General features: G+C 30.3%; 26 protein-coding genes. 16 read left to right on the forward strand and 10 right to left on the reverse strand.

Going from position 1 to position 23657, the window contains the following annotated elements; all coding sequences use genetic code 11:
* Window positions 1–202 precede the first annotated feature (202 nt).
* From Q0807_RS05660 to Q0807_RS05680, 5 genes are all read right to left on the reverse strand, one after another.
* Window positions 203–829, reverse strand: a complete 627-nt coding sequence (locus tag Q0807_RS05660; protein ID WP_299107386.1) for a hypothetical protein — start codon at window positions 827–829, stop codon at window positions 203–205.
* Window positions 830–956: 127 nt separating this feature from the next.
* Window positions 957–2312, reverse strand: coding sequence for an FG-GAP-like repeat-containing protein (locus tag Q0807_RS05665; RefSeq protein ID WP_299107388.1), 1356 nt, complete (start codon window positions 2310–2312; stop codon window positions 957–959).
* Window positions 2313–2586: 274 nt separating this feature from the next.
* Window positions 2587–3150, reverse strand: a complete 564-nt coding sequence (locus tag Q0807_RS05670; protein ID WP_299107390.1) for a carboxymuconolactone decarboxylase family protein — start codon at window positions 3148–3150, stop codon at window positions 2587–2589.
* A gap of 62 nt (window positions 3151–3212) precedes the next feature.
* Window positions 3213–3776: a TetR/AcrR family transcriptional regulator gene (locus tag Q0807_RS05675; RefSeq protein WP_299107392.1), complete on the reverse strand. Its 564-nt coding sequence runs from the start codon at window positions 3774–3776 to the stop codon at window positions 3213–3215.
* Window positions 3777–3853: 77 nt separating this feature from the next.
* Window positions 3854–4426, reverse strand: a complete 573-nt coding sequence (locus tag Q0807_RS05680) for a non-canonical purine NTP diphosphatase (protein WP_299107393.1) — start codon at window positions 4424–4426, stop codon at window positions 3854–3856.
* A gap of 69 nt (window positions 4427–4495) precedes the next feature.
* Between Q0807_RS05680 and Q0807_RS05685 the strand changes: the two genes are divergently transcribed.
* Window positions 4496–5491 (forward strand): DUF4421 family protein, encoded by a 996-nt coding sequence (locus Q0807_RS05685; protein ID WP_299107394.1) that lies wholly within the window; start codon window positions 4496–4498, stop codon window positions 5489–5491.
* Between the two features lie 154 nt (window positions 5492–5645).
* Window positions 5646–5945, forward strand: coding sequence for a ribosome-associated translation inhibitor RaiA (raiA, locus tag Q0807_RS05690; protein ID WP_299107396.1), 300 nt, complete (start codon window positions 5646–5648; stop codon window positions 5943–5945).
* A 37-nt stretch (window positions 5946–5982) separates the two neighbouring features.
* Here the strand turns inward: raiA and rlmH are convergent, their stop codons facing one another.
* On the reverse strand, window positions 5983–6456 hold the full coding sequence (gene rlmH / locus Q0807_RS05695) for a 23S rRNA (pseudouridine(1915)-N(3))-methyltransferase RlmH (protein WP_299107398.1): 474 nt from the start codon (window positions 6454–6456) through the stop codon (window positions 5983–5985).
* A 176-nt stretch (window positions 6457–6632) separates the two neighbouring features.
* Here rlmH and nadC point away from each other — a divergent pair, with 176 nt between their 5' ends.
* Both nadC and Q0807_RS05705 read left to right on the forward strand, forming a co-directional pair.
* Complete coding sequence (gene nadC / locus Q0807_RS05700) at window positions 6633–7490, forward strand: carboxylating nicotinate-nucleotide diphosphorylase (protein ID WP_299107400.1); 858 nt, start codon at window positions 6633–6635, stop codon at window positions 7488–7490.
* A gap of 55 nt (window positions 7491–7545) precedes the next feature.
* Entirely contained in the window at window positions 7546–8532 is a 987-nt protein-coding gene (locus Q0807_RS05705) for a YihY/virulence factor BrkB family protein (RefSeq protein WP_299107402.1), read from the forward strand.
* Here Q0807_RS05705 and Q0807_RS05710 read toward each other — a convergent pair.
* Together Q0807_RS05710 and Q0807_RS05715 are read right to left on the reverse strand one after the other, a co-directional pair.
* Window positions 8525–9259: a LytTR family DNA-binding domain-containing protein gene (locus Q0807_RS05710; RefSeq protein ID WP_299107404.1), complete on the reverse strand. Its 735-nt coding sequence runs from the start codon at window positions 9257–9259 to the stop codon at window positions 8525–8527. The genes Q0807_RS05705 and Q0807_RS05710 overlap by 8 nt on opposite strands.
* 1 nt (window position 9260) lies before the next feature.
* Window positions 9261–11048: a histidine kinase gene (locus Q0807_RS05715; protein ID WP_299107406.1), complete on the reverse strand. Its 1788-nt coding sequence runs from the start codon at window positions 11046–11048 to the stop codon at window positions 9261–9263.
* 169 nt (window positions 11049–11217) lie between these two features.
* On the opposite strand from Q0807_RS05715, the gene Q0807_RS05720 reads away from it, so the two are divergent.
* The 6 genes from Q0807_RS05720 (at window position 11218) to priA (ending at window position 16617) form a co-directional block, all read left to right on the forward strand.
* Window positions 11218–11751: a hypothetical protein gene (locus tag Q0807_RS05720; protein WP_299107408.1), complete on the forward strand. Its 534-nt coding sequence runs from the start codon at window positions 11218–11220 to the stop codon at window positions 11749–11751.
* Between the two features lie 19 nt (window positions 11752–11770).
* Window positions 11771–12205, forward strand: coding sequence for a hypothetical protein (locus tag Q0807_RS05725; protein ID WP_299107410.1), 435 nt, complete (start codon window positions 11771–11773; stop codon window positions 12203–12205).
* A 17-nt stretch (window positions 12206–12222) separates the two neighbouring features.
* The gene (locus tag Q0807_RS05730; protein ID WP_299107411.1) at window positions 12223–13065 is read left to right on the forward strand and encodes a tetratricopeptide repeat protein; all 843 of its coding nucleotides are present in this window, start codon (window positions 12223–12225) and stop codon (window positions 13063–13065) included.
* Between the two features lie 18 nt (window positions 13066–13083).
* Window positions 13084–13623: a DUF6252 family protein gene (locus Q0807_RS05735; RefSeq protein WP_299107413.1), complete on the forward strand. Its 540-nt coding sequence runs from the start codon at window positions 13084–13086 to the stop codon at window positions 13621–13623.
* Between the two features lie 115 nt (window positions 13624–13738).
* A complete protein-coding gene (locus tag Q0807_RS05740) occupies window positions 13739–14164 on the forward strand; it encodes a DUF2147 domain-containing protein (RefSeq protein ID WP_299107415.1) in 426 nt (141 codons plus the stop codon).
* The gene (gene priA, locus Q0807_RS05745; protein ID WP_299107417.1) at window positions 14164–16617 is read left to right on the forward strand and encodes a primosomal protein N'; all 2454 of its coding nucleotides are present in this window, start codon (window positions 14164–14166) and stop codon (window positions 16615–16617) included. Before Q0807_RS05740 ends, priA begins: the two co-directional genes overlap by 1 nt.
* A 76-nt stretch (window positions 16618–16693) precedes the next feature.
* Here the strand turns inward: priA and Q0807_RS05750 are convergent, their stop codons facing one another.
* Window positions 16694–17389, reverse strand: coding sequence for a LytTR family DNA-binding domain-containing protein (locus tag Q0807_RS05750; RefSeq protein ID WP_020894444.1), 696 nt, complete (start codon window positions 17387–17389; stop codon window positions 16694–16696).
* Window positions 17390–17602: 213 nt separating this feature from the next.
* Here Q0807_RS05750 and rpsF point away from each other — a divergent pair, with 213 nt between their 5' ends.
* The 5 genes from rpsF to Q0807_RS05775 all read left to right on the forward strand — a co-directional run bounded on the left by rpsF (window position 17603) and on the right by Q0807_RS05775 (window position 20215).
* Entirely contained in the window at window positions 17603–17953 is a 351-nt protein-coding gene (gene rpsF / locus Q0807_RS05755) for a 30S ribosomal protein S6 (RefSeq protein ID WP_299107424.1), read from the forward strand.
* Window positions 17953–18252 carry a 30S ribosomal protein S18 gene (rpsR, locus tag Q0807_RS05760; RefSeq protein WP_173280593.1) on the forward strand — a complete coding sequence of 100 codons (300 nt, stop codon included), beginning with the start codon at window positions 17953–17955 and terminating at the stop codon, window positions 18250–18252. The genes rpsF and rpsR overlap by 1 nt, the downstream gene beginning before the upstream one ends.
* Before the next feature lie 12 nt (window positions 18253–18264).
* The gene (gene rplI / locus Q0807_RS05765) at window positions 18265–18726 is read left to right on the forward strand and encodes a 50S ribosomal protein L9 (protein ID WP_299107426.1); all 462 of its coding nucleotides are present in this window, start codon (window positions 18265–18267) and stop codon (window positions 18724–18726) included.
* 96 nt (window positions 18727–18822) lie between these two features.
* Window positions 18823–19695, forward strand: coding sequence for a glycerophosphodiester phosphodiesterase family protein (locus Q0807_RS05770; RefSeq protein ID WP_299107428.1), 873 nt, complete (start codon window positions 18823–18825; stop codon window positions 19693–19695).
* 46 nt (window positions 19696–19741) lie between these two features.
* Window positions 19742–20215, forward strand: coding sequence for a DUF6495 family protein (locus Q0807_RS05775; RefSeq protein ID WP_299107430.1), 474 nt, complete (start codon window positions 19742–19744; stop codon window positions 20213–20215).
* A 187-nt stretch (window positions 20216–20402) separates the two neighbouring features.
* Here the strand turns inward: Q0807_RS05775 and Q0807_RS05780 are convergent, their stop codons facing one another.
* Window positions 20403–21644 (reverse strand): ABC transporter permease, encoded by a 1242-nt coding sequence (locus tag Q0807_RS05780; RefSeq protein WP_299107432.1) that lies wholly within the window; start codon window positions 21642–21644, stop codon window positions 20403–20405.
* Between the two features lie 257 nt (window positions 21645–21901).
* On the opposite strand from Q0807_RS05780, the gene hisS reads away from it, so the two are divergent.
* Window positions 21902–23581, forward strand: coding sequence for a histidine--tRNA ligase (hisS, locus tag Q0807_RS05785; protein WP_299107434.1), 1680 nt, complete (start codon window positions 21902–21904; stop codon window positions 23579–23581).
* Window positions 23582–23657: the final 76 nt, after the last annotated feature.

Consider the following 23657-nt stretch of genomic DNA (forward strand, 5'->3'; position numbering starts at 1 on the left):
AAAGGTAGGTTAATTTATTTAATAAACAATTTTATGTTTTATTTGAAGAATTTGAGTGTATTTATCTCATGGTTTTATCTTTAAATAGATTCTGTTTTTTAATTATAACTCGAGGAAAATTTATGTATTTGTGGGATTCCGCGTCTCATCATAATTTTTTAAAGGATATGAGAATTGTTGGTTTAAGGTGATTTTGCTATTTCTATTTAATGTGAATGAATTTTTCAGATGCTTTTATTAAGCTATCATATTTTTTAATAATATTTTCTAATGTTTTAATATCTGGTTTCTCGTTATTTTGATAATTTCTAATCATTGACTCAGTTACGTATAGTTTCATTAAAATTAATTGGTCGTCTAAGGCTTTTGATTTTTTTGTTATTATTTTTTGTTTTTCTACTAAAGCTTCAATTTTCTTTTTATAATTAGTTTCTATAGTATTAAATGCGGCTATTGTTGATTCTTTAAGAAGAGAATCTTTAATTCTATTAGCATAAGTTTTGGCACTTGCATAATATCTGGCATTAACGCTTACATATTGAGAGTACTCAGAAATACTATCATTTTCTATTTCACCCATTTTAATGATTTCTTTGTGAAGTTTTTCTAGATTAGCGTTCTTGTCCATAGCTTCTTTATATAACTGCGAGATTATATCAGAATCATATCTTTTAGAGAATGAAACACTCTTATAGTTTGATTCATCATCAAGTACTTCTGGTGTTTCATTTTGTACTTCTTGTGTTGTAGGAGTTTTGTTTGCCGATTCATTAATACAGCTAGTTATTAATACTTGTAATAGAAGTAATTGAAATATTTTTCCTTTCATATTATTTTATAGTTTCTTAGTTCTATATTGGCTTGGTATTGTTTTACTTTAAAAAGACAATAAATCTACCTGTTGTCCTTTGGTTATTTTTTTGAAGTATTTTCTTATTGCTTTGTGGATGGTAGTTTTATATTTTATAAAATTTTATAGTTTTATAAAGGTTCTTTTTTGATAGTATATTAATAAAATACATTCCTGCTTCAAGATTACTTACATCTACTATATTTTGGTTAGAATTAGTAATTATTTGTCCAACGGTATTAAAGATATTTATTTCTATAACATCAGTATTTACAGAAATACTATCAGATGTTGGATTTGGATAAATTTTTATTTCATTTTCATTATTATAAGTTTCAACACTTAAAGGACTTTCATTAGATATGTATCCTAGGTTAAACAAATTATTTGTAGTGTTTAATCCGAGCCAAATAATATCATTATCTCCATCATTATCTAAATCATCTGAATAAACGATTTTATACACATAGGAATCATCTATTAATATTGAATTACCAAATACACCAGATTGGTTATTCGCTTTCCAATATAGGTTAGCGTCGTTATTATCAATATAAAGTATATCATAAAAAGCGTCTGTATTTAATTTAGAATGATGAAATTGTGATAACGGTACATCTACATTATTAATTTGAGAAACTGTATATATCTTATTAAATGTATTTAAATTATTATTAAAAAAGTCTATGCCTTGGTTAGCTAAAGGGTTACCAGCTATAACATCGATATCTCCATCATTGTCAATATCAAAAGAGCTAAGAAATAAACGAATACCATCATTAATAATAACTGTTGGTGAATTAAAAGATCCTGTTGTATTGTTGGTAAATAATTCCATACCAAAAGTACCGGTATTAAGAATTAAATCCTTAAAACCATTTCCGTTAAAGTCAGCAACAGTCATAGAATAATACTCGGTAGCACTTTCAATTAGAATTGGTGCTGTAAAAACGCCAGTACCATTATTTTTACACATTGTGATTTTAGTATCACTATTAGTAACAACGTCTAAATCTCCATCATTTTCTACATCTATAAGGAAAGATTTGAAGGCTCCAAGTGGTAAATTGCTATTTAGTACAATTTCGGACCAAGTTAAACCTCCGTTATTATTAATAAAAACACTTACACTACTATTGTTATCATTATTATTAGTTGCAAGTAAATCTATATATCCATCTCCATTTACATCTCCAAAATTTAAATGGTAAGGTGCTGTAAATGCTGATGTAATACTTTGTGAAGCGGAAAAGCTAGTTCCTAAATTTTTGTACCAAACTATATTGTTAGAAAAACTACTTAATATAATATCTTTTTTGCCATCATTATCTACATCAAAGGTTACAATATTTCTTTTGTTAATTGAAAAACTATCATCAATTATGATTGGAGAACCAAACTGAGCATTTAAATTAAAGTTTATAAAGAATACAAAAATGCTTAGTAATTTTATGATTTTCATATAGTGTGTTTTTAAGATGGCTGACTTTTACTGATAAAAGTCGGTTTCCATAATTAACATAAGACAAAAAGCGAAGTTAGTTTTTTGAAAGCATATTGTCAAATAGTACAGAATTAAACGGTAATTTGTTTTTAAACAAAGCTTTATGGTTGTTACAACTTAAAACTTTATATAAGGTAATGTAAAATGACATCTTAACAGGAGTATAAATAAAAACCTTCCATATAAATGGAAGGCTTAAAGCAATCAATCAAAATGTGATTCTTACTAGTAATTAAGAATTCACAGTTTCTTTAGACCATGCAAATTTTTCAAAAGGGGCATCTACAGGTGTGCTGGCAATGTGATTTGTATAATTGCTTATTGTTTTTTGAGATAAACCTAAGATGATATCTAAAACATGTTTTTCTTCATAACCTGCTCCGTAAAAAGCATCCAAATCTGCTTGAGAAACGTTACCACGATTTCTAACAATTGTTAAAGTCATAGTACGTAAAGCTTCTAATTTTGTGCTTTCTAAAGGTGTTTCATTACGTAAAGCTTCTGTAATAGCATCATCAACTTTCATCATTTTGGCAATGCCTGTATGTGCAGGAACACAGTAATGACATGCGTGCTCTACATTAATAGCTTGCCAAACAACAGTTAATTCTTCTTCGTTGAATGAAGATTGAGTGAATAACTCATGTAATGTCTGGTATGCTTGTAAAAGTTGTGGTGAACCTGCTAAAACGCCATGCAAGCCAGGAATCATTCCGTAAGCTTTTTGAGAGTTTTCTAGTAAAGGTTTTGCTTCAGAAGGAGCAGATTCAATGTTGTGAATTTTTAATGTTGTCATAATTTTTGTTTTAATGTTAATTATTTCTAAACGCTCGTTTAGTTATTGTGTAAAAAAAATGTTTATAAATTTGTGAAGGTCATTTCTATATAATCTTCAATTTCTTGTTGTGTGTTAACTCTCGCGGCTGCGGCTAAACCGTGTTTTGCTAATAATAAATAGTTAGCCTGTTTAATCACTGTTTGCTCATCTTTAGATGCATCCATTTGTAATTTTTCAATAATAATGGATTTTAAATTGTCCATAAACGAATTCATTTGGTCTTGAATTAATTCGTCTTCATTTTCAGAAAACTCATTATAAGTGTTGGTTACAAAACATCCTTTTAAGTTGTCGTCTTTAAAATTAGAAGTTACAGAATCGTAGAAAAATTGTTTAATATCTTCAACACCTTTAGTTCCGTTTTTAAATTTCTCTAAAACAGCATGCACTCTAGATTTGTATTGTTTTAAACTTTCAAGAAATAAACCGTGTTTATTACCAAAACTAGAATATATAGAGAACTTGTTAATGCCCATTTCTTGTTCTAGCATTTGCATGGAAGTACTCTCATAGCCATTTTTCCAAAAAAGATTCATTGCTTTTTCGAGAACTTCCGCTTCGTTATATTGTTTTTTTCTTGCCATTATTTTAAATACAAGACAAAACTAAACGATTGGTTAGTAATAGAAAAGTGTTTTAACATTTAATTTTGATTATTGTATTATTTATTTAAAAAATCAACGAGCTGAGTCACTGCTTTTCCACGATGACCAATTGTGTTCTTTTCTTCTAAAGAAATTTCAGCAAATGTTTTCTCACAACCTTCAGCTTTAAAAACAGGATCGTAGCCAAAACCACCTTCACCATGTTTTTCTTCTGTAATTTCCCCTTTACAGATGCCTGTAAAAGTGTGTAGTTTCCCGTTAAGGTGTAAGGCAATTACAGTCTTAAATTGTGCATTTCTATTGGGTTTGTTTTTTAATTCTGTTAGTAGTTTATTTGTATTATCTTCTGCATTACGTTGAGGTCCTGCGTAACGTGCAGAATAAACACCTGGTTCTCCATTTATGGCTTCTACTTCTAAACCTGTATCATCAGCAAAACAATCGTAACCGTAATGCGCTTTAAGGTATTCTGCTTTTTGTATCGCATTTCCTTCTATAGTGGCTTGTGTTTCAGGAATATCCTCAGTACACGCAATATCTTTTAAACTTAAAAGTTTGATATGTGGCGGAACTATAGCTTGTACTTCTTTTAGTTTATTCAAATTATTTGTGGCGAAAACGAGTTGCATAGTTTCTTTTTATAAATGAATTCAATGTATTTTAGCTATTGTAAAAATATGAATCTAATTACATAACTATTGTCAAATCAAAAAAATATTGAAAAAGCCTTTATTATAAGGTTTCTTCTTCTTTTAAGCTTATGTTTTTCTAGCATTGCAATATATGCTCAAGATATGGAAGACTTGGATTCCTTATTGGTAGATAGAGATTTAGATAATTATTCTGTTCGAGTATTTACAAATTTTAAGTCTAACAAATTTAGTGTTCAAAACGATGACTCAAAGGTAAGATTTGTGCCTAATAATAGACATGGATTAGGTGTTGGAGTTGCTAATAAAAAAATCATTTTAGACATTGCATTTAATATTAAAAATGCGAAGAAGGAAGCAACTAAAAAAATTGATTTACAAGGCACAACAATTATTAAAAACAGACATTACGCTAATATTTATATACAAACTTATAAAGGTTTTACAGCCAAAAATAATTTTGATGAAGATTTTGAGTTTAGAAGCGATTTACGTTCTACGAGTTTCGGTTTAAATTATTTATACACCTTTGATGATATTGAATTTTCGTATGCTTTGCTAAAAGCAGGATTGGCTGAGAAGAAAAACGAAAACATTTTTATTACTGGAGGTATAGGTCTTTTTACTGGGTTTGATTATTTTTCTTCAGGGTCTAGCATTTTAACAGAAGATACAAAGCCTTATTTTAATGAAGAAGCCGATATAAAAAGGTTTCAAGGTTTTACTGTTGGTGTTCTTGCTGGATTTATATCGTATTTTAAACTGCCAGAAAACATTACTGCAACTGTTAATATAATGCCAGGAATGGGATTAATGTATAAAAAAAATACTTTACAAGATGGTCATTATAAACCCGAAAACCCAATGCTTTATAAATTAGATTTCTTAGTAGGTTTAGGTTATAATTACGATAGATATTATGTCAGTTTAACTTATAGTAACGGATTATATACCACTGATTTTGATTATGATAATAGATACCGTTTAAACCTTACCAATGCAAAATTAGCGATTGGCTACAGGTTTAAAAGTAGAAATAAATAATGATTATTTAATTCGAAGATATATTCAATATTCTATTTATTTAGATACAAGTGACTTAAAAATTTTATCAATTATTTATGATATTTATCAGTCAGAAAATTGGCATTAATCTTTATCTTAGACAAAAGAATTATTAATTAAAACTAGATAGATTATGACTGTGAATTTTCAATACGTAAACATAGATACAAGCGAAACGCTTTCTGCATTAACAGAAGAAAAATTAGAAAAACTAGCTCAAAAATTTGAGTTTTTAATTTCAGCTCAAGTATATTTTAAGCATGACGAAAAAGACCATGAAACTGGTAAAATTTGTAATATAGAATTAAGCTTACCAGGACCACGTCTTTTTGCAACGTCTAATAAAAAGAATTACGAAACGGCAATGATTGAAACTATTAAAGACTTAGAGCGCCAACTTAAAAAACGTAAAGAAGTTTTTAGTACACATTAATAAATACTGACGTTTGATTGCAGAGGGTTTGTAGTTTTTAGCGATGATGATAAGGTTCATTTCTAAGAATTGTAAACCCTCTGTATAATTGTTCTATAAAGAATAGGCGTACCATTTGATGCGAAAACGTCATTTTAGATAATCCCAATTTTCCGTTTGCTCTATTGTAAACCGCATCGGAAAATCCATAAGGTCCACCAATAACAAAGATTAAAGTTTTTATCCCAGAGTTCATGTGTTTTTGCAAATAGCCAGAAAAAGCAACAGAGTCAAATTGCTTTCCGTTTTCGTCGAGTAGGACTAATACATCAGACGTTTGAGTTTTTGCTAAAATAAGTTCTCCTTCTTTTTCCTTTTGTTGGGTTTCAGATAAATTTTTGACCTTTTTTAAATCAGGAATCACTTCAAAGTCAAACTTTATATAAAAGCCAAGACGTTTTGTGTAATCTGCAATTAAAGCAATTAAGTTTTTATTATCGGTTTTACCTATGGCTATGAGTTTTATATTCATTGTTTTGTCACTTATGAGTGATTCTTGTTTTTTGCGCAATTGTATTGAGAAGTCTCTAGTTAGATGGTTCTCTACACAAATTTATTCGTTTTACTCATAAATTCACTCGAACTGACCATAGATTTATTTAAATTTTCAAATTTCAATCCCTATTTTTACATCAAATTAGTATTTATATGATTTCAAAAGCACAATTCGATAAAGAAATAGAATTAATAATCTCTAATGCTATCAGAGAAGATGTTGGTGATGGTGACCATAGTTCATTAGCTTGTATTCCTGCTTCAGCTCAAGGAAAAGCGAAATTATTAGTTAAAGATAAAGGGATTATTGCAGGAGTGGAGTTTGCAAAGCAAGTATTTGCTTACGTTGATGCTGATATGAAAGTAGAAACTTTAATTGAGGATGGTAGTAGAGTAAAACATGGTGATATTGTGTTTTATGTAGAAGGAGCATCACAATCGATACTAAAAGCAGAACGTTTAGTGTTAAATGCTATGCAACGTATGAGTGCAATTGCTACTAAAACAAGAGAATTTGTAGATATTTTAGAAGGCACAGGAACCAAAATTTTAGATACCCGTAAAACAACACCTGGTATTAGAGCGCTTGAAAAATGGGCTGTGAAAATAGGTGGTGGTGAAAACCATAGGTTTGCTTTGTACGATATGATTATGCTTAAGGATAATCACATTGATTTTGCAGGTGGTGTTTCTAAAGCTATTAATTTAACTAAGCAATATTTAAAGGATACTAACAGAGATTTAAAGATTATAGTTGAAGCTAGAAATCTTGAAGAAATTAAAGAAATTTTAGATTGTGGAGGTGTTTATAGAATTTTAATTGACAACTTTAATTATGAAGATACAAGTAAAGCTGTAAAATTAATTGGCGACCAATGTCTGACAGAATCTTCTGGTGGAATTAATGAAAATACATTGAGAAAATACGCAGAATGTGGTGTAGATTTTATTTCATCTGGTGCGTTAACCCATTCAGTTTATAATAAAGATTTAAGCTTAAAAGCAGTATAGAACAATAGGTTGTTATAAAGCTAAAGGTTGTTTGCCAAAAGCTAAAAGCTAAAACATGACTAAACACATAGAAGATAAATTAGATAAGATTCCGGTTTTAAATATAATTGTACGCTTTTTTAAGCAGATTAGATTACCAGGATTCGAAGGTTTATCTATTTATGATTTGTTGGAGTTATACGTTATGGGAATTGTTAAAGGTGCTTTAACCACAAGAGCAAGTGCTATTGCTTTCAGTTTCTTTACAGCCATATTTCCGTTTTTATTATTTGTGATTATTTTAATACCTTATATTCCAATAGATAATTTTCAGGCTGAATTTTTAGATTTTCTAAACTCTTTTTTACCACCACAAACCTCAGATTTTTTCTTTTCTAATATTTTTGAAAATATAAATGGAAATGGAGGAGGACTCTTGTCTTCTGTGTTTTTGTTATCTATGTTATTAATGGCAAATGGTGTCAATGCAGTTTTTTCTGGTTTTGAAAATTCGTACCATGAGCAACTTACGCGTAACGTTTTTAAACAATATATTTTTGCATTAGGGATTGCTTTAATTTTAGCGATTTTAGTTTTGTTGACTGTTGCTTTTTTAGGGTATTTTCAGATATATATAATAGAACCTTTGTATGAAAGTATCAATAAAGAAATGGTGTCTGAGGACAATTCTGGTGTCGGTTGGGTGATTTTTGCTAAGTATATGTTTTTTGTTGTAATGACTTATTTAGCAACAGCTACCCTTTATTATTTTGGTACTAGAGAAGGACGTAAATCTAGATTCTTTTCTGTAGGTGCTTTATTAACCACCCTTCTTATCATTTTAACGTCATTTCTCTTTGGAATTTACATTAATAATTTCTCGCAGTACAATGAGCTATATGGTTCAATTGGAGGTTTGTTAATTCTACTGCTTTATCTATGGCTCAACTCTAATATTTTGCTTTTAGGTTATGAGTTAAATGCTTCACTTCAATTTTTAAGAAAACACCCTAAGGCTAAGAAGGCATTTAAATTGAAGGATATTGAGGATTTAATTAAATAAAATGTTTCAAAAACGCTTCTCTTTTTCTCACTGAAATTGGAACTTGGGCATCGTTAGACATAAGTACATAACTTTGCTTTCCTTTAAAGTATTTTTTAACATGTTCTAAATTAATTAGATGCGATTTATGTGTTTTAAAAAACATGGTGTCATCTAGTAAATCCTCATAAAACTTAATAGGCTTAGAAACCATTGTTTTTCCACCTTTTGTAAAAATATGAGTGTAGTTTGTATCTGCTTCTAAATGAATAATATCTTCAATTTTTAATGTTTCGAATCCAGTTAAAGACGGAATTGTAATAATTTTTTTTTGATTTGATTTTAGATTTTTAAACAAGTTCTGGAGTTGTTGCTCCATACTTTGATGTGATATGTTTTCTTTTAAACGTAAAATAGAAGCATTAAAATCATCTGAATCAATTGGTTTTAATAAGTAGTCAATGGCACTATATTTAAAGGCTTTAATAGCATAATTGTCAAAGGCAGTTGTAAAAATCACCTTGAAATTAATAGTCCCTATTTGTTGTAAAAAATCAAATCCGGTTTTATCATGAATTTTAATATCTAGAAAAACTAAATCTGGTTGTTGTTGAGGAACTAGTTTTAAAGCATCAGAAACGTTATCAATAACTTTGAGAACATTAAACGTGTTTGGATGTTGCTCAATGAGGCTTAAAATACGGTCTGAACAATGCTTTTCATCATCTATAATAATAGTGTTTATCATTTTAAAAAGCGAGTTGTATAGGTAGTGAAACGTTTATTCTTGTACCTTCAGTTTTGTCTATTATTTCAATATTTCCGTTGGTGTTTTTTAATTTATTTATAATTTCAATTCTACTTTTAGTAATTGACATTCCCATAGATTTATTATCTTCATTAGTCTTATTTGTTGCCGATTTTTTTCTGCCAATTCCATTATCATCAACCCTACAAATAAGCATGTTGTTTTCCGTTTTATAAACGATTTTTAATTGGCCCAAATTATCCTTTTGTGACAATCCATGTATGATGCTGTTTTCAATAAAAGGCTGTAAAATCATTGGAGGAACCAAAATGTTATCTTCATCTAAATCAGAATCTATTTTTATAGTATAATTAAATTTATTGTTGAAGCGTTTACGCTCAATATCCATATAGGTTCTTAGTAGTGAAATATCTTCACTTAGCAGTATTTCCTTTTTTTCTGAATTCTCTAAAGTCAGTCGCATTAGTTTGGCAAATTTGCTCAAATAATCACTAGCAGACTGTGTGTCGTTTTTAAGAATATAATCACCAATAGAGTTTAAGGAGTTAAAAATAAAATGTGGATTAATTTGAGAGCGTAACGCTTTTAATTCTGTATCTGATACCTTAGCATTAAACTCAGCTTCTTTAGATTTTGAAACGGCTTCTTGTTTTCTTCGGTATAAAATAAAACCAATTATTGAGGCTAATACAAGTCCAGAACCTCCAATGATAGATGTGTTTTTTATGGATTTTTGTCTTTCAATTTCTATTTGAGCAATGGCTTTATCTTTATCAGCTTGGTATTGAATTTCTTTTCTTGAAATTTCAAGCTTTTGGTCAGCATTGATTAAGCTATCTCTTAATATTATATGCTCTTTATATGTAATTAATGCGTTTTTATAATCTCCTTTTTCATTATATACGTTTGCTAATGTTGCCAACGCACTGTTTTTTGTAGATAAAGTTTGGAGTCCTTTATTTAGTTTTAAGCTATTGGTTGCATAGTATTCTGCTTTTTCAATATCGTTATTTTTTAAATAGACTTCTGCTGCATTTGTATAGGCTGTAACGCGTAGACCTTCAATGTTATGGGTTTCAATTAAATCTAAACTCTCGTTCATTGTTGTTAAGCCATCTTTTAAAAAACCAGCATTAGTTTGTATTAAACCTAGATTAGTTTTAATATTTGCAATGTATAACGGACGATTAATCTGTTCTGCACCTACAAGAGCTTTTTTATAATAATATATAGCCGAATCTAATTTTTTTTCTTCACCAAAAACGTTAGCAATATAAAATTCTGTATTGAATTTACTTTTGTTTTCTGGGTTATGCAATAAGGCTTTAAAACTTTTTAGAGCTTTGTTGTATTCTTGTTGTTCTAAATATATAAGCCCAATATTAGTAAGTACTCCAACTACATATTTTTGAAATTTTGGTTCATTTTCAAATACGGCATAACTCTTTTGGTAGTAAGCTAAACCTTCTACTGGTTTAGATTGAAAGTAGTGTTTAATTATCCCTAAATTATTATAAGATATGCCAATGCCTTTAGGATAATTAAGTTGCTCAGAAATCTTTAAGGTTTTAAGATTGTATGCTCGCCAGGTACTATCTGTTGGAGTTAAAAACATTTTTCTTGCAACATACTTAATTCTAAGGTTTACATAATTAGTGTCTTGTGTTTTGTAATTATCGATAACATTTTCTAACGAGTCTAGCATCTTATTCTGAGAAATACAAAATAGTGAAGTCATTAAAAAGAGGATGGTTAGGAGTCTTCTCATTTATAATTTTGGTTAATAGCTAGGTTAAAAATAGTAATTATAAGTCAAAAAAACGCTACAAGTTAAACGTTAATATATTCAGAACCAACGATAATAGGTTGTCTGTTGGTTCTAAACGAGATATGAAGTTACTTTAAATTATTAAACAAATAGTAAACCAATTAGAATTATGAAAATAAATAGCTTTGGCAATTTTTTTATGCTCGCTTTATTTGTATTACTCTCCATTAATTGTTCAAGTAGTGATGATTCGGATTCTGATGTTTTTGGGTCAATTCAATTATCAGGAACAGATACTTCGTTAATCGGAACCGCTTTAGTTGTTGGCAATATTGATTCTGACGCTTTAGATACAACAGGTACATCTAGTTCAGTAGTACTTTTAGATAAAAATACAACGATTGAAAACGGAGAATTAGAATCTTCAGATTATGCAAATGCCTTTATTATTGTTGCCGCACAGTTTGATGCTGATGACAATGCTTCAGCAGAAAAAACAATTTCAATGACCATTTTAAAAAATGGAGTTGAGTATAGATATGTCTGTGCTACACCAGCAATTAGCGCTGCAAATAATACAGATTGCGGTTCTGGTTTTAGCGTAGATAAAGTAAACAAACAGGTGTTATTTAGTAATACAACGGTAATAAATGTAGACAATGAAACCATTTTAACTATGGATGGTATTATAAATTATGATTAAGGTATTAAAATCTCTCAATATGAAAACAATTAATTCAAAATCGTATAATCTAATCGCCTTTTTTTTAATGGTTATGTTTCTTTCTGTGAGTACCGTTTGGTCGCAAGAAAATAGGCTAAAACCACCAAAACGAAGCTCTAAGATTAAAAGCGTAGATAATTTTGTAAATCATTCTTTTGAACTTTATCATAAGGTGTTTGTATACGATAGTTTAACAAAAGCAGGCGTAGAAGTACCAGTAGAAATTGAAGATGAATTGATAGAACGTGCAGAACGAAATGTTGATAGTCTATGGCAAGAAGTCCCAGATATTGTAGATGATATTAGTGATGCTTCTTTTATGAAACAAGCTAAGGCTACGCTAAATTTAAATCGTTCAAAAAAAGCGTTAAGGTTTTGTATGACAGCTGTTAAGACCTATTTTGTAGGCACAAAAGATGAAGAGGAAGACTAATTTTAATTAAAAATTAAATGAAAACTAATATCATTTATATTCTTTTAGTATTGAATTTATCATTTGTTAATGCGCAAAATTATAAAAGCGCTTTTAGGTCAGATGTATGTAATTGTTTAGAAGAAGAAAGTCTAAAACGCGTACTTACAGAAAATGCATTTAAAAGGTGTTTAAGAGAAACATTGCCTAAATATGCCACACAAATTGATGCATCTATTATAGAAGAAGATACACAGCAAAAATTTTTAAAAGGTCAATTAGCGCGTAAAGATTTATTATTAGCAATGCCTTCAGAATTAATATATAGCTGCGATGTTTATTACAAACATATTAATTTTTTAAGAACCAGTAGCTTACTCATTATGCGCGAAAATGCTAAAGAAGATGAAATAGAAAAATACGACCAAATGGTAGCATTAACGCCAAGTGCAACCGCTTATTTTATGAGAGCAAAAGTACATTTTAAGTTAGGAAACATTAAAGAAACAGAAGCAGATATAGCTAAAAGTTTAGAATTAAATCCAAATAGCGAAAATACAATTTCAACCAGACATGAACTCATGTTATTGGCATGGGTATTAGAAGAGCAAGAACGCTACAAGGAAGCCATTGAAATTTACGATAAAGTTTATTTTGGAGCATTAGATTCTGAGGTCGCAAAATTAAGGGCTTTAGCAGATAAAAAATCTGGTGGGACAATAGCTAATATTCCAGTCAATGTCACTGTAGAAAACAAAGAAAATTCAAATGTAAATTCTAGGATAAAAACTGTTAAAGTTAATAGAACGGACAATAAATCAACGCCAAGTACTAAAGTAAAAAAAGACTCGGCTTCACTAAAAAAAATATTTAAATTATAAATTCTAACATTTTGCATTATGAAAAAAATAGTACTGTTCTTATTGGCCATTACATTAATTAGTTGTGATGTAGAAGATGCTGTTAACCAATTTATTGAAGATGCAGGTGTGGTTAAAGCAGATATTAATGGAGTAACAAAAACATGGGAGTTTGGACCTAATTCTTTAGGTGCTTTACTAAGTACGGAATCTGTGGGTACAGAAACTATTTATGCCTTTAGTGTAGCAGCCTCTACAGATGGTGTTTCAGATAATTCAGAAACTACTGCTATTGGAGTGGTTGTTTTTATTGATAGTCCAGAGGATATCATATCTGGCGCAACATTTACTTCGTCTGCCGATTTAATAGTTGGCTCATATGCATTTGAAAGTGATAATAGCACTACAAATATTGATGCAGATCAAACGGTAAGTGCAACATTGCATATTTCAGCAATTAATGCATCTGCAGAAACAATTTCTGGAACATTTAGTTTTAAAACTACAGATGACGATACTAATATAACGTACAATATTACCAACGGAAGTTTTTCAGAAATTCCTTATTACAACGACTAATAAATATTAAACTTTGTAAGCCACATGCTTTTTTAAATCGAAAACCATCTCATAAAGGGATGGTTTTTTAATTAAACCTATTACTTTTGGTATACAAAGCTTTTAATTTTTAATTATGAATAAAAATATTTTAGTACTTTTTTCAGTTTTCTTTATGTTTTCATTTCTTTCAGCGCAATCTGTTTTAGGTAAATGGAAAACCATAGATGATAGTACAGGAAAAGCAAGGTCTATTATTGAAATTTATGAAAGCGATGGAAAAATATATGGAAAAATTATAGAATTAATAAATCCAAAATCCAATAACCCACTTTGCAATCAATGTAAAGGTGATAAAAAAAATCAACCAATAATTGGGTTAATTATTATTGATGGTTTGTCTAAGAATGATGACGTTTACGAAGATGGTACCATTTTAAATCCTGAAAACGGAAAAACATACGATTGTCGTTTAAAATTTGAAGATGATGAAGACACTTTGCAGGTAAGAGGTTATTTAGCTTTTTTCTATAAAACTCAATATTGGAAACGTATTAAATAATGCTACATTTTATAGACGTCATTCTACCAATTCCGCTTCAAAAGGCATTTACATATCATATTACCGAAGCAGAATCCCAATTCCTAAAACCTGGAATGCGTGTGGCTGTTCCATTTGGTAAAAGTAAAATTTACACAGCTTTAGTGTATACAATTCATCAAAATCCACCAACGGCTTATGATGCTAAAACCATTCATCAAATTTTAGATGATTCGCCGGTAATTACAAAAAATCAGTTAAAACATTGGGAGTGGATTGCAAATTATTACATGTGTAGTATTGGTGAAGTTTTAAGAGCAGCAATGCCAAATGCTTTTTTATTAGAAAGTGAAACGGTCATCTCTAAGAATGAAAAAGTAACTATTAACGAATCGGAATTAAAAGATGAAGAATTCTTGATATATGAAGCCTTACAACGTCAATCGTCTCTAAAAATTAGTGATGTAGTTTCTATACTAGATAAAAAGCGTGTATTGCCTATTATCAATGGTTTAGTAGAAAAAGGCGTTTTAAATCTACAGGAAGAGCTTTACGAAAAATATACACCAAAGCTGGTGCGCTATGTAAAGTTGCATCACAATCATAAATCGCAAGAAAAGCTTCAAGAATTATTAGAAGAATTAAGTAGAGCTCCAAAACAAAGAGAGGTTATTTTATCGCTTTTTACAATGGAAGCTTCAATAAAACAACCAATTAAAGTTTCAGATTTATCTGAGAGAAGTGGTGCATCCACTAGCATTATTAAAACTTTAATTGATAAACAGATTCTAGAAGAATATCATATAAAAGTTGATCGTGTTCAATTTGATGGAGAAGGTGATGCAGCTGCTAAGCGATTAAGTGAAGCACAACAAAAAGCATATGATGAGGTTGAATCTATTTTTGAAGAAAAGTCAGTCGCCTTATTGCATGGTGTTACATCGTCGGGTAAAACCGAAATTTATGTGCAGCTGATTCAAAAACAACTAGAAATAGGAAAACAAGTGTTGTATTTATTGCCCGAAATTGCATTAACAACGCAGTTGGTGAATAGACTTCAAGATTATTTTGGAGAGAAAGTAGCTGTTTTTCATTCTAGATATTCTGGAAACGAAAGGGTAGAGGTTTGGCAAAATATGCTCAATAACTCCGAAAAAGCACAAGTAGTAATTGGTGCACGTTCGTCTTTATTATTACCATTTCAGAACCTAGGATTAATTATTGTAGATGAAGAACATGAGTCGTCTTACAAGCAATTTGATCCAGCGCCACGTTATCATGCTAGAGATGCAGCTATTGTTTTAGCCAATATATTTAAAGCAAAAACGCTATTAGGTTCTGCAACACCAAGTTTAGAAACTTATTTTAATGCTAGCCAAGGTAAATATGGTTTGGTAGAATTAAACACACGTTACAATAACGTGGTAATGCCAGATATTGAATTGGTAGATTTAGCAGATAAGTATAAGCGAAAACGCATGAAAGGTCATTTTAGTGACAGACTTATAGAAGAAATGACTGAAACTTTAGAAGAAGGGTTTCAGATTATTTTGTTTCAAAACAGAAGAGGGTTTTCGCCTATTATAGAATGTACAACTTGCGGAACATCGCCTCAATGTCCTAATTGTGACGTGAGTTTAACGTATCATCAATACAGAGATCAGTTGCGTTGTCATTATTGTGGTTACAATTCGGCAATGCTTAAAGCGTGTCAAGGTTGTGGAAACTCTACTTTAGATACTAAAGGTTTTGGTACAGAGCAAATAGAGCAAGAAGTAAAAACGTTATTTCCAGAAAAAAAAGTCGCACGTATGGATTTAGATACTACGCGAGGAAAATACGGCTTTGAAAAAATAATAAATAGTTTTGAGCAACGTGAAGTTGATATTTTAGTTGGTACACAAATGTTAACTAAAGGGTTAGATTTTAGATTTGTAAAATTAGTTGGTATTATGAATGCCGATAATTTGCTCAACTTTCCAGATTTTAGGGCACATGAACGTAGTTATCAATTAATGGCACAGGTTTCAGGTAGAGCAGGACGAACTGATTTGCGAGGAAAAGTGCTGATTCAAACTTACAATCCACATCATAACATATTGCAGCAAGTTTCTACAAACTCATATAAAGAAATGTTTGCAGAACAAATGAACGAGCGTTATAATTTTAAATATCCACCAATATATCGATTGATAAAAATTACGTTTAAGCATAAAGATTATAATCGTGTAAATTTAGCTGCAGATTGGTACGCTAAATCTTTAAAACAATATTTTAAATCTAATGTGTTAGGTCCAGAATTTCCACCGGTATCAAGGATAAGAAATTTATATCATAAAAACGTTTTGGTTAAAATTCCACATCAACAATCATTAGTTAAAACAAAAGAGGCTATTAAGAAAATCGATAATAGTTTTAATTCTGTTAAAGAATTTAGACCAGTAAGGGTGGTGATTAATGTAGATAATTATTAAAACCAAAAAATCCTAAGCCGTAGCTTAGGATTTTTTAAAATTATAATGTAATGCTTAAAGTATAAATGTAAATGTTCTACATGTTATTTAAAGCATCAACTAATTGAGTCTTTTTATTTCGACTCAATGGAATTTCGTAAGCGCCAACTTCAACATTCTTACTGTTGAATCTGTCTATTTTATCAAGATTCACAATGTAAGATTTGTGGATTCTCAAAAATTTACCTTCTGGTAGTTCGCTTTCAAAAGCTTTCATTGTAGATAAAACTACAAGACTGTTTTCTTCTGTAACTACTTTTACGTAATCACCAAGTGCTTCAATCCATTTAATATCCTTAATATATACTTTACGTTTTTTAAGGTTGCTTTTTACAAAAATATGTTCACCATCCGTTTCATTAAAATCTAATTTTAATTTATGCTGCTCAATAGCTTTTTCTACGGCAACATTAAAACGTTCTTTAGTGATAGGTTTTTGAAGATAATCTGTGGCATCATAATTAAATGCCTTAAAAGCATATTCGGTTTTACCAGTAACAAAAATAATTTGGGGTTTGTTGTTGAGTACATCTAGCAACTCAAAACCGTTTAATACAGGCATCTCTATATCTAAGAAGATAAGATCCACTTTATGTGTATTAAGACCGTTTTTAGTTTCTAACGCACTGCTGTACTCCGCAATAAGGTTAAGTGAGGAATGGTTCTCAATTAACTTTACTATAGAGAGGCGCTGAATCGCAGAATCATCAACAACTACACAGTTTAAAGTCATAACATTATTAATTTTAGGTTAAGATATCGACAATAGTACGATAAATTCGGTTAAAAAACAAATTTTACCGACAAACCGTAAAAATTAACATAAACATTTGTGGTTTTTAGGGAGTTATATAGGTGTTATAAAAGTAGTTGTAAAACTTGTTGTCAGTTATGGAATAAATATGTATTTTTGCAGCCGTTTTAACAATAAACAAAATTATTTATTATGAATCATTATGAAACTGTTTTCATCTTAAATCCCGTTTTATCTGAAGATCAGATAAAGGAGACAGTAAAGAAATATGAGGATTTCCTCGTTTCTAAAGGTGCTAAGATGATATCCAAAGAAGATTGGGGCTTAAAAAAATTAGCTTATCCAATTCAAAACAAAAAAAGTGGTTTTTATCACTTATTTGAGTACACTGTTGCTGGAGAGGTAATTGAGCCTTTAGAAGTAGAATTTAGACGTGACGAACGTTTTATGCGTTACTTAACTGTGAAATTAGACAAACATGCTATTTCATGGGCTGAGAGAAGAAGAGAGAAACTTAAAGTTAAAGCAAAAGCAAAAGCGTAATTATGTCATCTATAGAACAACAAGCAAAAGGAAAAAAAGACGGAGAAATCAGATATTTAACACCGTTAAATATTGAGACGTCTAAGACTAAAAAATATTGTCGTTTTCAGAAATCTGGAATCAAGTATGTAGATTATAAAGATGCAGATTGGTTATTAGGTTTTGTTAACGAACAAGGTAAGTTATTACCGAGACGTTTAACAGGAACATCTTTAAAGTATCAAAGAAAAGTATCTGTAGCGGTAAAAAGAGCTAGACATTTAGCTTTAATGCCATACGTAGCTGATTTATTAAAATAAAACATCATAACAATGGAACTTATATTAAAACAAGACGTTGAAAATTTAGGATTTAAAGACGATATTGTATCTGTTAAGAACGGTTATGGTAGAAACTTTTTAATTCCTCAAGGACAAGCTGTAATGGCTACTTCTTCTGCTAAAAAAGTGTTAGAAGAAACTTTAAAGCAAAGAGCTTTTAAAGAAAAATCTATTATTGCTGAAGCTGAAAAAACTGCTGATGCTCTAAGAGGTTTAGATATTAAAATTACAGCTAAAGCTGGTACAGGTGCAACTGCGGGAGATAAATTATTTGGTTCTATTACCACTATAGATTTAGCTGCTGCATTTAAAAACGCTGGTCACGATGTTGATAAGAAATTTATTTCTATCAATGGTGGTAACATTAAGCGTTTGGGTCAGTATGAAGCTGCAATAAGATTACACAGATCAGTAACAGTTGATTTATCTTTCGACGTTGTTGGTGAAGCATAGTCTTTATTAAAATAATTTTTAAAACCGTTTAGTTTAACTAAACGGTTTTTTTATAACTTTTTTTTAAACCTAATAGGTATTAATAGTTGACTTAATATGAAACATTTTCTTCTAGTTTTTATAGTATGTGCTTTTTTTAGTTGTAAATCAACTACAGAACAAGAGGTTACAGCTAATGTTGAGACTTCTCAACTCATTGAATTGTTTAAGGCTTCACATTCCGATTATCCAAATATTAGTGTGCATCGTGGAGGTAAAGGATTGTTAAACTATCCTGAAAACTGCTTAGAAAGCATAAAGTTTATCAACGATAGTATTAATGCGATATATGAAGTTGATGTTGCGCAAACTAAAGATGGTCAGCTTATATTAATGCATGATAACTCAATAGATAGAACCACAACAGGTACAGGTAAAGTAAGCGACTTAACTTATAATGAATTAAAAAACTTTAATTTGGTGGATGACTATGGAAACGAAACAGAATTTAAAATTCCATTATTTTCAGAATTACTTTTATGGTGCGATAAAAATAATGTCATTCTTACTATTGATATTAAACGCAGCGTAAAACAAGAAGATGTGATTAAAGCGTTACGCGATGCAAATGCAGAAGATGTAAGCATAATAATAACTTACAATGTAGAGCAAGCGAAAACAGCTTATCAATTAGCACCAGATTTATTATTATCTGTTTCAGCAAGAAATAATGAAGAATTTGAAAGGCTTTTAGAGGCTGAAATTCCAACAGAAAACATGTTAGCTTTTACCGGAACACGACTTTCAGACGTATCTTTATTTAAACGTTTGCATGATAATAATGTGGTTTGTATGCTTGGGACTTTAGGTAACTTAGATAAAAGTGCTGCAGCAAAAGACGATGAGCTTTATATGCAATGGAAAGATCAAGGCGCAGATATTATGGCAACAGATAGACCTTTTGAAGCTTTTGAAGCTATAAATAATTAAAAAAATAGATTCTGAAACAAGTTCAGAACGACAAAACAATGTTGAAATGAAATATTCAAGATTAACAAAAGAACAATTTGAAGAATTACACCAAGAATTCATCAACTTTTTAGCAACCCAATCAATAACAGGTGATGAGTGGGAAGAAATAAAGAAGAATAAACCAGAAACAGCAGAACAAGAGCTAGATGTTTTTAGCGACTTAGTTTGGTTAGGAGTTTTACAAAAAGTTGAATTTTTAGAGCACATTTCTCCACAACAAATTCACTTGTTTCAATGTAATGAAAAGAACATGCGTTTAATTGCGTTAAGAATTGATAATGAGCGTGTAGATTTTACAACTAAAGAGGGATTTAATTGGTTAAGAGATAATCTATTATCTGATTCAGTTGAATTTTTTAATGCGAAAAAAGACTATTCTGACGATAAGTATTTAGATATTTTTAAAATGATTCAGTCTGGTGCGAATATTACAAAAGGAGAGTTGTTTAATTATTTTGCTAATTTGGTAAAGGGGTAAAAGATTCTGTAAGATATAGTCTTTAGATTTTAGAAAAAAGAGAAAAAGAATTAAGGTAAAGTTCTGTTTTTGAGCAATTAGTATTGAGTATTGTCCACTTTTGAGGGGACTTTAAGGGTGTTATAAATAGATTAAACTTTATAAAACTCTCTACAATAGTTATAAGATTTCTGTCTTCGCAGGAATTCTACTCATAACGTAAACTCTCAATAGGATCTAATTTAGCAGCTTTAGTCGCTGGATATAAACCAGAAACTACAGCAACAATAAATGCAATACTCGTTGCCCAAATCATTGCAACCCAAGGTGTAGAAAATTCTAGTTCAAAACCGTTGGCAACTGCCCAACCTATTAAAACACCGAGAATTATTCCTAAAATACCACCAAGTTGTCCAATGATAATAGTTTCCATAAAAAACTGAAATGCAATTGTTTTGCTTTTGGCTCCCAGAGCTTTTCTAACACCAATTTCTCTAGTACGTTCACTAACAGAAACAAGCATAATATTCATTAAAGCAATTGTAGATCCAAATATGGTAATTATGCTAATAATCCATGCGGCAAGATAAAGTGCGGAAGTATTTTCTGCGACTCTATTTAGTAAATCATCACTACGTTCAATGCCAAAATCGTTGTCTTCAACTGGGTTAAGACCTCTAATATTTCTAAAGGTTAAAATTGCTTCTTGTTGTGCAGCTTCGAGCATATCAGTCTTATCTACTTTTACACTCAAACTATAATTTATATTGGGATTTGTAAAAATGGAACGCGCTTTCTGAATAGGCATAATCACTCTTAAATCTTGATTATTTCCAAACGTAGATCCTTTTTCTTTTAAAACACCAATGACTTTAAATTTAGAACCCCTAATACTTATGGTTTTATTAATTGGATTTTCTTCGGTAAACAATGCCTTTTGTAAATCGCTACCAATCACACAAACGGTATTACTGTTTTCTACATCAAATACATTTAGTGAGCGACCATTTTCAATTTCTAAACCAGAATTTTCAATGTAATATTCATTGGCACCTAAAACAGCAACTTCTGGATCTGTTTTTTCATTGTCGTATTTAACCTCAGCAGCATAGGTTCCAAAAAATGAGACTGCTACTTTAGTAAAGGGGAAATCATAATTATCTTCAAAATCCTTAACATTTCTGTAATTTATAACCGGATTTATTTTTTGTCGTTCTCTACTACTTTGACGTTGATTGGTGAATTCGTAACGCTGAAAATTAAACGTATTAGAACCCATTGAAGAAAAATTACTTGTAATTGTATTCTCTAATGCAGAAACACCACTCAAAATCCCTACCAACGCCATTATACCAATCGCGATGATTAAAACCGTTAAAATAGTACGTAATAATTGACCTTTAATAGAGTCGAAGGCAATTCTAATATTCTCTCTAGCTAATGAAAACATAGTTTTTTTGTCGCGTTAGTTGGGTTGTTTTACGTATAAGACTACTTAATCCGTATAAAGTTACTATAAAATCCAATTATCTTAGTCAGACCTCTGAAAAATATAATATTTTTGTGATTGATTTTAAAGCGCTGTCACTTTGAGCGCAGTCGAAAAGTATTGGTAATAAATACTTAAAAAATCAATTTGACTGCGCTAAAAGTGACAAAAAGATTATAGTTTCACTAAAATAGATTCCTGCTTTTGCAGGGCATATTATGGCACAAAAACCAAGCATCCCAAAAGGTACAAGAGATTTTAACGCAGGAGACGTAGCAAAACGTTCTTATATTATGGAAACCATAAAAGAACAATTTCAAATTTTTGGATTTCAACCTATAGAAACACCAAGTTTTGAGAACTCGGATACCTTAATGGGAAAATATGGAGATGAAGGTGATCGCTTGATATTTAAAATTTTAAATAGTGGAGATTATTTGAAAGACTTAAAAAATAGTGTAGCTAATTCAGCTATCATAAATATTTATTTTTCAGAAATTATAGATTCATTGGAGTCATTTATAAAGGGTGAAGAGAATTTGAGTTATGATGAGTTTTTAGAAAGTATTCTTGCTTTATATAAAGAAATTGATATTGTTGAAAAGAAAATATTAAAGGACTTTTTTATTGAAAGAGAAGATACCATTCTTAATTTTTTTAATGAGAATAAAAATATTGATACAGTTGAATCATTTTCGAATCAGATAGAATTTAAACGAGGTATTTATTTATCCTTTTACAAAATTTATATAAATCATTTAGATTTATTAAATTCTTCAAAAGCAGCTGGTAAGATTTCAGAAAAAGCATTACGTTACGACCTTACAGTACCTTTCGCACGTTACGTTGTGCAAAATCAAAACGATATAGAATTTCCGTTTAAACGTTATCAAATACAGCCCGTTTGGAGAGCAGACCGTCCGCAAAAAGGAAGGTTTAGAGAGTTTTTTCAATGTGATGCAGATGTGGTAGGTTCTAAATCTTTGTTTCAAGAAGTAGAATTTGTTCAACTTTATGATGCCGTATTTTCAGCTTTAAAATTAAAAGGCGTTACTATTAAAATCAATAACCGTAAAATCCTATCTGGTATTGCTGAAGTCATAGGAGCACAAGATAAATTGATTGATTTCACTGTTGCTTTAGATAAGTTAGATAAAATAGGCGAGGAGAAGGTAAAAGAAGAAATGCGAGGTAAAGGTATTTCTGAAGATGGTATTTCTAAACTTCAACCTTTGTTTACGCTGAAAGGTGATTTTGGAAATCAAATAGAAAGTTTAAAATCTATTTTAAGTACTTCTGAAATTGGATTAAAAGGAATTGAAGAATTAGAATTTATAAACACAGCTATTTCAAGCTTAAAACTAAAAACAGCAACGCTACAACTCGATGTTACTTTAGCAAGAGGTTTAAATTATTATACAGGTGCTATTTTTGAAGTCTCTGCACCAGAAGGCGTGAAAATGGGATCCATTGGAGGAGGAGGTCGTTACGATGATCTTACTGGAATTTTTGGCCTTAAGGATATGAGTGGTGTAGGTATTAGTTTTGGTTTAGATCGTATTTATTTAGTGTTAGAAGAATTGAATTTGTTTCCGGATACTATTACAGATTCTACAAAAGTATTGTTTATTAATTTTGGCGATAAAGAAGCTATGTACAGTTTAGGAGCTGTAACGCAATTGAGAGAAGATGGTATTAAAGCAGAGCTATTTCCAGATGCCGCAATTTCAGGTAAACAAAAGAAAAAACAAATGAATTATGCGAACCGTCGTAACATTCCGTTTGTAGTTTTAGTTGGTGAAGAGGAATTAAATTCGGGTGTTTTTACATTAAAAAACATGACTACTGGAGAGCAAAATACAGTTGCGCTGCCTGAACTGACTAACCTATTAAAATAAAGAAAGTCTCAATTGTTTTACAATTGAGACTTTCTTACCAACTAACTTATACAAAATAAACAATAAGTCTATAATC

Origin of the sequence: uncultured Winogradskyella sp., assembly GCF_947495255.1 — a bacterium.
GTDB lineage: Bacteria > Bacteroidota > Bacteroidia > Flavobacteriales > Flavobacteriaceae > Winogradskyella.

Excerpts from the sequence above, each read along its gene's own strand:
- Q0807_RS05660 (WP_299107386.1), bottom strand. The coding sequence starts at position 829 with ATGAAAGGAAAAATATTTCAATTACTTCTATTACAAGTATTAATAACT.
- Q0807_RS05665 (WP_299107388.1), bottom strand. The coding sequence starts at position 2,312 with ATGAAAATCATAAAATTACTAAGCATTTTTGTATTCTTTATAAACTTT.
- Q0807_RS05670 (WP_299107390.1), bottom strand. The coding sequence starts at position 3,150 with ATGACAACATTAAAAATTCACAACATTGAATCTGCTCCTTCTGAAGCA.
- Q0807_RS05675 (WP_299107392.1), bottom strand. The coding sequence starts at position 3,776 with ATGGCAAGAAAAAAACAATATAACGAAGCGGAAGTTCTCGAAAAAGCA.
- Q0807_RS05680 (WP_299107393.1), bottom strand. The coding sequence starts at position 4,426 with ATGCAACTCGTTTTCGCCACAAATAATTTGAATAAACTAAAAGAAGTA.
- raiA (WP_299107396.1), top strand. The coding sequence starts at position 5,646 with ATGACTGTGAATTTTCAATACGTAAACATAGATACAAGCGAAACGCTT.
- rlmH (WP_299107398.1), bottom strand. The coding sequence starts at position 6,456 with ATGAATATAAAACTCATAGCCATAGGTAAAACCGATAATAAAAACTTA.
- nadC (WP_299107400.1), top strand. The coding sequence starts at position 6,633 with ATGATTTCAAAAGCACAATTCGATAAAGAAATAGAATTAATAATCTCT.
- Q0807_RS05705 (WP_299107402.1), top strand. The coding sequence starts at position 7,546 with ATGACTAAACACATAGAAGATAAATTAGATAAGATTCCGGTTTTAAAT.
- Q0807_RS05710 (WP_299107404.1), bottom strand. The coding sequence starts at position 9,259 with ATGATAAACACTATTATTATAGATGATGAAAAGCATTGTTCAGACCGT.
- Q0807_RS05715 (WP_299107406.1), bottom strand. The coding sequence starts at position 11,048 with ATGAGAAGACTCCTAACCATCCTCTTTTTAATGACTTCACTATTTTGT.
- Q0807_RS05720 (WP_299107408.1), top strand. The coding sequence starts at position 11,218 with ATGAAAATAAATAGCTTTGGCAATTTTTTTATGCTCGCTTTATTTGTA.
- Q0807_RS05725 (WP_299107410.1), top strand. The coding sequence starts at position 11,771 with ATGAAAACAATTAATTCAAAATCGTATAATCTAATCGCCTTTTTTTTA.
- Q0807_RS05730 (WP_299107411.1), top strand. The coding sequence starts at position 12,223 with ATGAAAACTAATATCATTTATATTCTTTTAGTATTGAATTTATCATTT.
- Q0807_RS05735 (WP_299107413.1), top strand. The coding sequence starts at position 13,084 with ATGAAAAAAATAGTACTGTTCTTATTGGCCATTACATTAATTAGTTGT.
- Q0807_RS05740 (WP_299107415.1), top strand. The coding sequence starts at position 13,739 with ATGAATAAAAATATTTTAGTACTTTTTTCAGTTTTCTTTATGTTTTCA.
- priA (WP_299107417.1), top strand. The coding sequence starts at position 14,164 with ATGCTACATTTTATAGACGTCATTCTACCAATTCCGCTTCAAAAGGCA.
- Q0807_RS05750 (WP_020894444.1), bottom strand. The coding sequence starts at position 17,389 with ATGACTTTAAACTGTGTAGTTGTTGATGATTCTGCGATTCAGCGCCTC.
- rpsF (WP_299107424.1), top strand. The coding sequence starts at position 17,603 with ATGAATCATTATGAAACTGTTTTCATCTTAAATCCCGTTTTATCTGAA.
- rplI (WP_299107426.1), top strand. The coding sequence starts at position 18,265 with ATGGAACTTATATTAAAACAAGACGTTGAAAATTTAGGATTTAAAGAC.
- Q0807_RS05770 (WP_299107428.1), top strand. The coding sequence starts at position 18,823 with ATGAAACATTTTCTTCTAGTTTTTATAGTATGTGCTTTTTTTAGTTGT.
- Q0807_RS05775 (WP_299107430.1), top strand. The coding sequence starts at position 19,742 with ATGAAATATTCAAGATTAACAAAAGAACAATTTGAAGAATTACACCAA.
- Q0807_RS05780 (WP_299107432.1), bottom strand. The coding sequence starts at position 21,644 with ATGTTTTCATTAGCTAGAGAGAATATTAGAATTGCCTTCGACTCTATT.
- hisS (WP_299107434.1), top strand. The coding sequence starts at position 21,902 with ATGGCACAAAAACCAAGCATCCCAAAAGGTACAAGAGATTTTAACGCA.